Source organism: Brevibacillus sp. DP1.3A (assembly GCF_013284245.2).
GTDB lineage: Bacteria > Bacillota > Bacilli > Brevibacillales > Brevibacillaceae > Brevibacillus.
In genome coordinates this window covers 6,118,166-6,130,000 of the sequence record NZ_CP085876.1, presented here as the reverse complement: position 1 = coordinate 6,130,000, position 11,835 = coordinate 6,118,166, and the positions used below count along the sequence as shown (strand labels likewise).

The window sequence follows — 11,835 nt, the reverse complement described above, 5'->3', positions numbered from 1 at the left end:
TAGAATTACGCTGAAAAGCATGGAGGAACATCTGTTACAAACCTGCGGAAGAATATCATGGAACAGGAGTTGTATCAACATGAACCCTATCAAATTGGAACAAGTAAATCCGGCAATAGCCAGTTTAATCGATAATATAGAAAAAGTATTGATTGGTAAACGCTCTGTAATTGAGATGATGGTAGCGGCTGTTCTAGCGAATGGACACGTTTTGCTCGAAGATGTACCAGGCGTTGGGAAAACCATGATGGTACGTGCATTGTCCAAATCAATCAGCGGTGAGTTTAAACGTATTCAATTTACCCCAGATTTGTTGCCAACGGATGTGACAGGGGTTGCTATCTTTAATCAAAAAAGTCTGGAGTTTGAGTTCCGTCAAGGGCCGATTTTTGCAAATGTCATTCTTGCAGACGAAATCAACCGGACTTCGCCAAAAACACAATCTGCACTCTTGGAAGCAATGGAAGAGCGCTCGGTAACAATCGATGGTGCTACGTATCGATTGGAAGAGCCGTTTTTTGTTATGGCTACACAAAACCCATTAGAGTATGAAGGAACCTTCCCATTACCTGAAGCGCAATTGGACCGATTTTTCATGCAATTAAGCTTGGGGTATCCAACGGTAGAGGAAGAAATGCGGATGCTGTCCAGATTCTCGGCAGCGAATCCATTGGAAGAGCTTCAGCCGGTTATGACCACAGCCGAGCTTGCGGAACTTCAACGGCAGGTATCGACGATCAAGGTATCGGAAGGAATAAAAGAATACATTGTGCGTCTATGTCATCGTACGCGTGAGCATCATCATATTTATCTAGGCGTAAGCCCGCGCGGTTCTCTTGCTCTTTTCCGGGCTGTTCAGGCGTTGGCCTTCGTTCGTGGACGTGACTATGTCATTCCAGATGACGTGAAGGAACTCGTTCCATTTGTATTTGCACACCGTATGATTGTGAAACCAGAAGCAAGACTGGAAGGAGCAACCGTAGATCGGGTGTTGGCTATGATCTTGTCTGAGACCCGTGTCCCGGTAAGCTAAGGCGGTGATTGCAGATGAGACAGCAAAGGTGGGGTAGGCTCAAGGCGATTGCATTAGTCCTGATCACTTATTTATTCGCAAAATTTCAAGGTGGCTTCTCAAGCTGGTTTCTTTTCTATAGTAGTTTGGTATTTCTTCTGTATGAAATTGTCGCTTATGTACTCATGTTCACGAAACTAGAAGTCGAACGTGAACTAGACCGCAATCGTCTACAGGATGGGGAAGATGTCATTGTAACGATACGCCTGCGCCGGAGGATTTGGTTTCCGCTGGGATGGAATATGATTATGGAGCCATTGCCGGCGAGGCTGGCTGGCGTGTATGAGCCGCATCGACAACTGATTTTCCCATGGTTCAAGAGGGAAGTCGAATTTCGTTATGTCATCCCCAATGTACCGCGGGGATATTATCGTCTCGATGAATGTGTAGTGAGCGGCGGGGATTTTTTTGGATTTTTTGAGCGCCGCAAGGTTTATTCGATTTCTCAGGAGTTTCTCGTTTATCCAAAATACAAAGAATTGACCCATTGGGCTCTGGGGGACGGGAGCTTCAGTGGGACTGTGCATGTTTCCCATCGACGGTCTGATGACGTAGCAGCAGTACGCGGCGTAAGAGACTATCATCGGGGCGATCGGTTGAGCCAAATTCATTGGCGAGCTTCCGCACGGGGGACGGGTCTGAAGACGAAAGAGTTTGAGCATCAGGCGATGAATCAGGCGGTCTTTTTCCTTGATGTGGAGAAGGCGAGCTACCAAGGGAAGCCTGTGCACTTGTTCGAAACAGCAGTGAAGCTGGCTGCGAGTCTGATCGCTTACGCCAATCGGAATCAATATCATTATGGGCTCGTATACAAGCAAGCAGAACGCATATCGATACCACCAGGTCTGTCCCATGCCCATTTCCTCAGAGTTTTTGATCAATTAGCTCGTGTCGCGCCAGAAGGACAAGAGTTATTTGCAAGAATTGTGGGAAGAGAAGCATTGGAGCAGCCTCAAGGTGTTACTTTGATTATTATTACACCGCATGTAGAAAAAACGTTGATCAGTCGTTTGGTCACACTTGCTCAAAAAGGCAGACGGGTGCAGTTGTTTCTCATGCAGAACGAGTCAACGATTTCGCATGAACAAAAACAAGCGTTGCAGCTGCTTGGCGCAAACAAAGTAACATGTACGTCTATTCACATGGATGATCAAGAGTGGAAACGGATTGGAGGTGCATAGACTCATGAGCGTTTGGAAGCGTCCAACGATTTGGGAATGGGTCTTGGCCCTTTTTCTGTTCTTGATGTTAAGAGAGTGGCTCATTCCTCTACAGACATTAACCGATACGGGCGTTCTGTGGCCGTTTTATGCGATTGTGGCTGGAGTCATTATCATTGACCTGTTGATCCCTTATCGGTGGCTCACCTTACCGATCAAGGCTCTGGGGCTAATGGTGCTTTTGCATGCTACTTTGTTTGACAAACCGTTTTTTGATTCGGAATGGATTGGCGAATTGTACGGGCAGATGATTCACGATCTTCCGTTAGCGTTTCAACAGGATTGGGCCAGCATGTCGATCTTGTCGCGGAATACCTTGTTTGATCTCGTGTTGGTGTTGTTAGCGACGATGTTAACGTATCTCGTGCTGGAACAACGGCAAGGCTTATGGTTTGTCTTTTTGACGGAACTATATTTGGCTGTGTTAGATACGTTTCTCCCGTATGATGCCAGTGCAGGGGTTGTACGGACGCTGATCATTGGTTTCCTGATGCTGGCCATTAGCCATCTGATGAAGATGACGAACATGGCAACACTGGCAGGGAAGAGAAGCCGAATCATGCTCAACTCACTGCTGGCCTCGGTGATGGTCATTATGGCTTGTATAGGCATCGGTTATGCTGCACCGAAGTCAGGACCGTCATGGCCTGATCCGATCGCCTTTTTAACAGGGAAAGGAAACGATACTCCTGTTGGTGTGATGAAAAAAGTAGGATACGACAACAACGACGAACGGTTGGGCGGTCCTTTCCTACAAGATAACACATTAGTGTTTATTGCAAAGACGAACGAACGCAGCTATTGGCGCGGTGACTCGAAGGACGTGTATACGGGAGTTGGCTGGGAAAAAGGCGATAGAGAGTACGAGTCAATCCTGGACCCGCAAACTTATACATGGGAGAATACGTTGTTCCAAGGGCTTGAAACGAAGAAGGTACAAGCGACATTAGATTTTAAAGGCCCGCAGCAATTCCCGACTGTCTTTTATCAAGGTCAGCTGAAAAAGGTGAGCAACTACGCTCCACCAGAGGCAACCGTTGTTTATGACAAAATGAATCAGCAACTGGAAGTACGGGCAGGAAAAATCAATTTGGTTCAGCTGAGTGAGAAAAACGATCGGCCAGAGTACGGCCCCAATCCCCTTTTGCTCAAACTGAATCAATACAAGGTCGAGACAGAAGTACCGATTGTCAGTGAAAAGGCCGTGACGAATGCGGGGACGAACTATCCGGATGATATCAAAGAGCGCTATTTGCAAGTGCCAGCCTCGGTCCCTCCACGAGTAAGAGAGCTCGCTGCAACAATTACCAAGGATGCCAAGACTCCTTATGACAAAGTGAGAGCGATCGAGAATTACTTGCGCGCAAGTGGAAAATATAAGTATGAAACGAAAGACGTTCCAGTCGCTGCAGAAGGCCAGGATTTTGTCGATCACTTCTTGTTTGACAGCCTTCGAGGGTACTGCGATCATTTCTCCACTTCGATGGCGGTTATGCTTCGTACCCTGGATATCCCAACACGTTGGGTCAAGGGCTTTGCTCCAGGTGAACGAGTGGGAACGGATGCGTTTAACTACGAGACTGTAGAAGTGCGCAACAAGGATGCTCACTCGTGGGTAGAGGTATACTTCCCAGGGGTTGGTTGGGTTCCTTTTGAAGCGACGAGTACATTCATGTCTCCTGTTCGTTTTAATTATGATCTGGTCACCTCACAGCCGCAGATCCCCATCCCATTGCCAAACATGGAGAATCAAACGAACATCGATCGTGGAGATGGACGTTTCAATGAGCTGGAAGAGGGCGACAGCCCGGCAGGCAGCTGGATTAAAATTCCTTGGCAAGTAAATGTGGGATTGGCTGTAGCCGCTATCGTAGCAGGAATTATTGCGTGGCGCCGTAGACAAGACATCCAGCTATGGTGGATGCGCAGGCAACTGAATCAAGAGCGAAGCAGTGAGTTCCCGGATCGGTACCATCTGCTGATGCGAATGATGGAGCGAGTCTACACGCGCAGACAGCCAGGAGAAACGTTGCGGGAGTACGTGGGCAGGATGACCTTGCCGGCAGACAAGCGACAAGACCTGCGCTATTTGACGGAGCTGTACGAACGTACCGTGTATGGCTACAAACAAATGGAACAAAAGGCGAGAACAATAGCAGAGCAAATACTCGAACGCTTAATCCGTCAATTGAAACCTTGAACAATGCCGTTCCATCTGCTAGAATGACGATCAATGAGACTCGTATAATGATCAGGAATAGGGCCTGAAAGTTTCTACCGCTAGACCGTAAATTTGGCGACTACGAGGAGAGCACATCGGATTTTTGTACATGCAAACCGCACATGTGTACACAAGCTGGGACGTTGCCTCCGTATTGATTATCGGAGATAGCAGTCCCGGCTTTTTTGCAAATATGCGACAACTTCGCATGGCATGCCGACACTTGCACGTCCTGTATGTTACAGGAGAAGGGGGATATGATGGACAAGTCAATGGAAATGGTCGTCGTACTCGATTTCGGAGGCCAGTACAATCAGTTGATCGCGCGCCGTGTACGCGATCTGGGTGTTTATAGTGAACTGATACCGTTCAATACACCTGTTGAAAAGATTAAAGAGATAAATCCAAAAGGGATTATTTTCTCTGGCGGACCTGCTAGCGTGTATGAAGAGGGAGCACCAACTGTAGACCCTGCGATTTTTGACCTGGGCTTGCCTGTATTGGGTATTTGCTACGGTATGCAGTTGATGAGCCATTTGACGGGCGGAAAAGTAGAACGCGCGGGTAAACGTGAGTACGGAAAAGCTGAATTGCGTATGCAGCAAAAACACAGCTTGTACGACAAATGGGATACGAACGAAATCGTGTGGATGAGCCACTCTGACAAAGTAGTGGAGCTCCCAACCGGATTTGTCATTGATGCGGTAAGCGACAGCTGCCCGGTAGCTGCGATCAGCAACCCTGAGCGCCAGCTGTACGGCGTACAGTTCCATCCAGAAGTAGTTCATACCCAAAAAGGTACTGAGTTCATCGGAAACTTCCTGTTCAACATTTGTGGATGTGAAGCGACTTGGAGCATGACGACGTTCATCGAGGACGAGCTGGTTCGCATTCGTGAAACAGTTGGCAACAAGCAAGTACTGTGTGCGTTGAGCGGCGGTGTGGATTCTTCCGTAGTAGCAGCGCTGATTCACAGAGCGATTGGCGATCAATTGACGTGCATGTTCGTAGACCATGGTCTTCTGCGCCAAGGGGAAGCAGAAGGAGTAATGGAGACATTCGGTGAGAAATTCTCCATGAAAGTGATCAAGATCGATGCTCGCGAGCGTTTCATGAGCAAGCTCAAAGGTGTATCTGACCCAGAGCAAAAGCGCAAAATCATCGGTAACGAGTTCATTTATGTATTCGATGAAGAGGCTGCGAAGCTGACAGATATGGACTTCCTGGCACAAGGTACGCTGTACACCGATATCGTGGAGAGTGGAACAGCAACTGCACAAACGATCAAATCGCACCACAACGTAGGCGGTTTGCCAGAAGACATGAAGTTCACGTTGATTGAACCATTGAAAACCTTGTTCAAAGACGAAGTACGCAAACTGGGTAAAGAACTGGGCTTGCCAGATGAGATTGTTTGGCGTCAGCCATTCCCAGGACCAGGCCTCGGCATTCGTGTTTTGGGTGAAGTGACGGAAGAAAAACTGAAGATCGTTCGTGAATCCGATGCGATCTTGCGTGAGGAGATTGCCAAGGCAGGTCTCGATCGGGAAATCTGGCAGTACTTCACGGCTTTGCCAAACATGACGACCGTAGGTGTAATGGGAGATGTTCGTACGTATTCTTACACAGTAGGGATCCGTGCGGTAACGTCCATTGATGGTATGACCGCTGACTGGGCGCGCATTCCGTGGGATGTATTGGAGAAAATCTCTGTGCGTATCGTAAATGAAGTAGACAATGTAAACCGCATTGTGTATGATGTAACGTCCAAACCACCAGCAACAATTGAGTGGGAATAGGAACAAAAAATGACTCTCTTTTATTTGCGTAATTTGCGAATAAAAGAGAGTTTTTTTATGACCAGTTATCTCGTTCCATACATCATGAGAAGCTCTCCATTTTCTTTTGCAAGAGCAATATAAATGACTCCGCCTAGCCATCCAGGAGGAAGAGTTCCTTCGATAATCCAAGCTTCTGCAATAGGGTTATAACTGATAGCGAAGGGAGTTTCCTCTAAAAACTGAGAATAGTGCTCCGCTAAATAGGAGAAGATTGCCGTGGCAGCTGCATGTTCATCTGTAAGCTCACCAAAAGCAATTTCATCTCCAAACCGATCTTGCTGGAGAAGAGCGTCGCGATCGGCGAAGTAGAGTTCAAACCTCCCAAATAAATTCTCATCATACAAATCACGTTCTACAAAGCCATATTCGATGAGCTTTTCCTTTTGATGAACGTTGCGCTTGCTCTTTTTCTTATCGTCGACCCGAACGGTGATTCGATTGACTCGAAGCCGGTCACGTTCTCGCTCCTGCTCCGCTATTATTTGTTCCCAAGCATCCATAAAGCTCATTTTGGATCTCCTCCATCTCGTTATGAAGTATAACACAGCCCTTCTTAGTAAATATCCGGATATTAAACTCTTTCTAAAAATGAATGTTCGTATTTTCGTTGACATTCCCTATGTCACCTGATACACTTCTCAATGTGAGCAGGTAATATAGGAAGGTTCGTATATTCTTGAGAATATGGCTCGAGAGTTTCTAGATGGTCGCCGTTAACGACCTGGCTACGAACAAAATGTCATCGGGATCTGATTTTGTTATTATATTTGGAATTATTCCCGGAGTGTTTTGTTTGAAGGCCAGGCGCATGATAAGAGCGTCCGGGCCTTTTTTTGTGAAAAACGTCTCGACGTTTTTCATTAAATAAGATGTGACCGTTTACGGTCGGCAAAAAACAGTCTATCTGTTTTTTGCAACAAGATTAGTATGGGGGGACTTATAGGTGCGGAAGTATTTCGAGTTTGACAAGCTAGGCACCAATTACCGTCGCGAAATCATCGCAGGTATCACTACTTTTTTGGCAATGGCTTATATCTTGGCTGTCAATCCATTCATTCTCAGTGGTGCTGATCTGCCGCCAGATTTAAAAGCAAACTATCCTGAATTTGGGGCTGTCTTTACCGCAACGGCTTTGGCTGCTGCTCTCGGTACACTGTTAATGGGTATTCTCGGACGTTTGCCGATCGGTCAAGCTCCGGGGATGGGATTGAACGCATTTTTCACTTATACCGTCGTTCTGACGATGCAAATTCCTTGGCAACAGGCTTTGGCTGGCGTATTCCTTTCTTGTACGATCTTTTTGATTCTGTCTCTGACAGGTGTTCGTGAAGCGATCATCAAAGCGATTCCACAAAGCTTGAAATACGCGGTTTCGGCAGGGATTGGACTTTTTATTGCCTTTATCGGTTTGAAAAACGCAGGTATCATCGTAGCAAATGATGCCACCTTCGTAGCACTGGGACATCTGACCTTCTATCACGAGGGCATGAAGCCGGAAGCAATTTTGGCAGCGAAAAATGCATTGCTTGCGGTGTTTGGTCTGATCGTGACGGTCATTCTGCTTTCTCGCAAAATCAATGCAGGTATCTTTATCGGAATGTTGATTACGGCGATTACCGGGATGTTTTTCGGACTGGTGAATCTGCCTGAGCAAGTCGTTTCTGCACCACCGAGCCTTGCTCCTACATTCGGTGCTGCGTTCCAATATCTCGGTGATCCATCCGCTTTGTTCACCATGAACATGCTGATTGTTGTGTTGACATTCTTGTTTGTAGACTTTTTCGATGCGACGGGTACGCTCTTGGGTGTAGCAAACCAAGCGGGATTGCTTCGCGAAGACGGCAATTTGCCACGTCCAGGAAAAGCACTCGCTTCTGATGCGATTGCAGGTATGGCAGGTGCGGTACTCGGTACATCTACCACTACGGCTTATGTTGAGTCGACAGCAGGGGTAGCGGCAGGCGGACGCTCCGGATTTACAGCAGTTGTCACAGGGAGTATGTTCCTGTTGGCGTTGTTCTTCTCGCCGATTCTCGCAATTGTGACTCCAGCGGTTACGGCACCAGCACTCATTATCGTCGGTGTTCTGATGGCTTCTCACATTGCAAAAGTAGCTTGGGATGACCTGGATGAAGCGTTCCCTGCATTCCTGACGATTTTGTTGATGCCATTGACTTACAGTATTGCAACAGGTATTGCGACGGGCTTCATCGTTTATCCGGTGATGAAGGTAATGAAGGGCAAGGCTCGCGAAGTGCATCCGGCGATGTATGTGCTGTTCTTCGTCTTCCTGGCGTACTTCATCTGGTTGCGCGAATAGAATTTTTTGGGAATGAAGCTCTTCGTCTACTGGACGGGGAGCTTTTTTTGCGCTATGATAGGAAAAATCTTTTTTCATGGAAGGATGGACCGATTCTCATGACAGGTCTAAACATGTTCCTTCAACAGCATCACCACACGTAGAGCGTTTGTATCTTCGGAAATTTTTCCGCAGGTGCAAGCGCTTCTTGTGCTTCGTGCCTGCGGTGGTGTATTTAGGAAGCCATGCGGGCAGAAAGTTGCCTTGCATGGCTTTTTTGGTTTTCTCTATCTGAAAAAAGAAAGGGTGTTACTCATGGAAAACGAAGTATTAAAAACGGTAAAAGGCACAAAAGATTTCATGCCGCAGGAGCAAATGCAACGAAACTGGATACGACGGACGCTCGAAGCAGTATTCGAGACATATGGCTGCAAACCGTTGGAGACGCCTATGCTGCAGCACTACGAATTACTGGCATCCAAGTACGGCGGCGGGGATGAAATCTTGAAGGAAGTGTATCGCTTGAGCGATCAAGGAGATAGAGAGCTTGGGCTGCGCTATGATTTGACCGTACCGTTGACGAAGGTAGTGGGCATGAATCCTGAGATGCGGATGCCGTTCAAGCGGTATGAGATCGGAAAAGTATTTCGGGACGGTCCAGTAAAAACCGGGCGTTTGCGCGAATTTATTCAATGCGATGTCGATATCGTGGGAACAACATCGGTGCTGGCTGAAGCAGAATTGCTCAGTATGGCGTTTGAGGCATTCAAGCGGCTGGGGCTAGACGTGTACATTGAGGTCAACAATCGCAAGCTGTTATCTGGGGTGCTTCAGGAGCTGGGAGTTCCCGTAGAGCGGGCCGGGGATGTCATGCTGTCGCTGGATAAGCTCGAGAAAATCGGCGTGGACGGAGTGCGTGATGATTTGCGGGAGCGAAACGTCGAGGAGCCACTCGTTTTAGCGATTACGTCTTTCCTGCAAGAAGGTGTGATTACCCTGGATCTGTTGGCAGAGCGTTTTACATCCCAGCTAGTTCAGGAAGGGATTCGGGAGCTGCGTGATATGCTTGCCTATGTAAAAGGAGCGGGTGTGGGTGGGGAGCTTCGTTTCTCGCCATTTTTGGCAAGAGGGTTAGGGATCTACACAGGGATTGTGTATGAGATCTTTTTGCAGGATGGAAGTATGACGTCCAGTATCGGTAGTGGGGGACGTTACGATCAGATTATCGGTCGGCTTTTGGATGATGGAAGAGAGTATCCCGCTGTAGGGATTTCGTTTGGCTTGGATGTCATTCTGGCAGCGTTGGCAAATCGCAATACGGAAGAGCAGAAAGCTGCTGATGTACTCGTCATTCCCCTCGGGACAGAAGCATCTAGTCTTGGACTGGCCAATCGCTTGCGCGAGAGCGGCATCAGAGTCGAGCTGGAGCTGACAGGTAGACGACTAAAAAAAGCACTCGATTATGCAAACAAAGAAGGCTTTGCTTTTGCCTTGATTTATGGGGAAAACGAAGTGAACAGTGGGCAGGTCGTCGTTCGAGATATGCGAGAGGGAACGGAACAATCGGTTCCTTTGGAGTTGGTTGAAAAGTGGCTGTCCGACAAGCTATCAGGGTAAAGAGGAAAGATAGTCTTTTTCTTCCATTTTTTGTACAGTAGAGAAAAGGGGGAGATGGCGTGAAGAAATGGGTCTCAATGGTTGGTTGTAGCTTATTATTTTTGACGTGGATGTTGCCTGTAAATGCTGAGGAGGGTACTGCGCTTACGCGTAAACCACTCTATCAGGCTGATGTGCGAATTGATCCAATCAAGAAAGAAGTAGCAGGAACCGTAACGATTACCTTTTGGCCAAAAGACCCTACTCGTGCCTATCTCCATCTTTACCCGAACGTATTTACAGAAGAGCATCAAGGCATGCTATGGGAGGAACTTTTAGGCAATGGCCCAACGCTTGGCTTATACACTAATAAAAAGCTCTTGGTCGATGGAGTAGCAGTTGTCGGCAAACAGACCAAAGACCTGAACATCCTCGAAGTGCCTCTAGAAGGAGAGCCGGGCCCACGAAAGATTGTGTTGGAGTTCGAGATGACTCTTCCGCGAAACGATGGCAGGATGTCGTATGATGACCAATCGATCTGGCTGGGGAACTGGCTACCGGTTCTTGCGGTGTACGATAAGGAAGGCTGGCATCTCGATCCATACGAGCCTGTCGGTGATCCATTTTACAGTGAGAACGCAGATTATGAAGTGAACGTGACGCTACCAAAAGACTATCAATTGGCGAGCACAGCGCCAGACAGGGCTGCGAAGCAGGTTTCTGCTCGTGAGGGAGAAAAGACGATACAGCTAGGTGCAGAAAATGTGAGGGATTTTGCCCTAGTCGTTATGGATGCCTCCTATCAGCGAATGGAAACAAAAGTGGGTGAAACAGTCGTCCGAACATGGTGGCGGAAAACAGATGATCCGGCAACTGCTGAGCAGATTCATGAAGCAGCAGCGAAGTCTCTCGCCTATTTTCATGATCAATTGGGTGCCTATCCATATACCGAATACGATGTGGTAAGGACTGGCGGTGCGATTAATGGAATGGAGTATCCTGCATTGGTCTTTCTTGACGGACGTCATTTCTTTTCTGGGGAAGAAACAGGTATCGTCACGGTTGTCCATGAGACGGCACACCAGTGGTTTTACGGCTTGCTCGGAAATAATCAGGTAAAGGAAGCATGGCTGGATGAGGGATTCACGGAGTACGTGACGCTCTCGTATTTATCTCAGCAAGATCCGCTGTTGGGAGCAGAACGGGTGCGCAGAAGGCTGGAGCAGGGCACCTCTGTTCAATATTACGTGGCAGAGGAACAGCGTCCTTGGCAAGCACTGTCTGCATTTCCTGATAATCAGAGTTATAGCGATCTCGTCTATTCCCGTCCGTCCTCAATGCTGTGGCTATTGCAGGGAGCGTGGGGGGAAGAAAGGGTACATGACGTATTGAAGCAGTATGTCGAGAAGTACCGTTATCAGGTTGTGACTGGAAAGGAATGGGAAGCTTTTCTATCTGAGATGGCAGGAGAAGATGCGAGTGCTTTCTTGGATTATTGGTTGAAAGTAGACATGTCCCAGCAGGAACAGGCAGCAGCTTGGCTGGAGCGGCAACGTCTCAAGCATCAGAAGAAGTAATCGAAAGCA

The 11,835-nt window shown here is 47.7% G+C and carries 8 protein-coding genes and 2 riboswitches; of the genes, 7 read left to right on the top strand and 1 reads right to left on the bottom strand.

All coding sequences use genetic code 11. The annotated features are described in order from the left end of the window. Positions 1–79 precede the first annotated feature (79 nt). The 4 genes from HP399_RS28250 to guaA all read left to right on the top strand — a co-directional run bounded on the left by HP399_RS28250 (position 80) and on the right by guaA (position 6,312). Positions 80–1,033 carry an AAA family ATPase gene (locus tag HP399_RS28250; RefSeq protein ID WP_173618423.1) on the top strand — a complete coding sequence of 318 codons (954 nt, stop codon included), beginning with the start codon at positions 80–82 and terminating at the stop codon, positions 1,031–1,033. Positions 1,034–1,047: 14 nt separating this feature from the next. Then, complete coding sequence (locus HP399_RS28245; RefSeq protein ID WP_173618422.1) at positions 1,048–2,253, top strand: DUF58 domain-containing protein; 1,206 nt, start codon at positions 1,048–1,050, stop codon at positions 2,251–2,253. A 4-nt stretch (positions 2,254–2,257) separates the two neighbouring features. Next, positions 2,258–4,492, top strand: a complete 2,235-nt coding sequence (locus HP399_RS28240; RefSeq protein ID WP_173618421.1) for a transglutaminase TgpA family protein — start codon at positions 2,258–2,260, stop codon at positions 4,490–4,492. A 20-nt stretch (positions 4,493–4,512) separates the two neighbouring features. Further along, a riboswitch (purine riboswitch) is annotated at positions 4,513–4,615 on the top strand. A gap of 158 nt (positions 4,616–4,773) precedes the next feature. Continuing rightward, a complete protein-coding gene (gene guaA, locus HP399_RS28235; RefSeq protein ID WP_173618446.1) occupies positions 4,774–6,312 on the top strand; it encodes a glutamine-hydrolyzing GMP synthase in 1,539 nt (512 codons plus the stop codon). A 65-nt stretch (positions 6,313–6,377) separates the two neighbouring features. Here the strand turns inward: guaA and HP399_RS28230 are convergent, their stop codons facing one another. Next, positions 6,378–6,863 (bottom strand): NTF2 fold immunity protein, encoded by a 486-nt coding sequence (locus HP399_RS28230; protein ID WP_173618420.1) that lies wholly within the window; start codon positions 6,861–6,863, stop codon positions 6,378–6,380. 137 nt (positions 6,864–7,000) lie between these two features. Then, a riboswitch (purine riboswitch) is annotated at positions 7,001–7,102 on the top strand. 195 nt (positions 7,103–7,297) lie between these two features. Between HP399_RS28230 and HP399_RS28225 the strand changes: the two genes are divergently transcribed. The 3 genes from HP399_RS28225 to HP399_RS28215 all read left to right on the top strand — a co-directional run bounded on the left by HP399_RS28225 (position 7,298) and on the right by HP399_RS28215 (position 11,826). Next, positions 7,298–8,674 (top strand): NCS2 family permease, encoded by a 1,377-nt coding sequence (locus HP399_RS28225; RefSeq protein ID WP_173618419.1) that lies wholly within the window; start codon positions 7,298–7,300, stop codon positions 8,672–8,674. A 294-nt stretch (positions 8,675–8,968) separates the two neighbouring features. Further along, a complete protein-coding gene (locus HP399_RS28220; protein WP_173618418.1) occupies positions 8,969–10,270 on the top strand; it encodes a histidine--tRNA ligase in 1,302 nt (433 codons plus the stop codon). Between the two features lie 59 nt (positions 10,271–10,329). After that, the gene (locus HP399_RS28215) at positions 10,330–11,826 is read left to right on the top strand and encodes a M1 family metallopeptidase (protein WP_173618417.1); all 1,497 of its coding nucleotides are present in this window, start codon (positions 10,330–10,332) and stop codon (positions 11,824–11,826) included. Positions 11,827–11,835: the final 9 nt, after the last annotated feature.

What these genes read in the sequence shown, in the direction of transcription:
- HP399_RS28250 (WP_173618423.1), top strand. Translation starts at nt 80, where the DNA reads ATGAACCCTATCAAATTGGAACAAGTAAATCCGGCAATAGCCAGTTTA.
- HP399_RS28245 (WP_173618422.1), top strand. Translation starts at nt 1,048, where the DNA reads ATGAGACAGCAAAGGTGGGGTAGGCTCAAGGCGATTGCATTAGTCCTG.
- HP399_RS28240 (WP_173618421.1), top strand. Translation starts at nt 2,258, where the DNA reads ATGAGCGTTTGGAAGCGTCCAACGATTTGGGAATGGGTCTTGGCCCTT.
- guaA (WP_173618446.1), top strand. Translation starts at nt 4,774, where the DNA reads ATGGACAAGTCAATGGAAATGGTCGTCGTACTCGATTTCGGAGGCCAG.
- HP399_RS28230 (WP_173618420.1), bottom strand. Translation starts at nt 6,863, where the DNA reads ATGAGCTTTATGGATGCTTGGGAACAAATAATAGCGGAGCAGGAGCGA.
- HP399_RS28220 (WP_173618418.1), top strand. Translation starts at nt 8,969, where the DNA reads ATGGAAAACGAAGTATTAAAAACGGTAAAAGGCACAAAAGATTTCATG.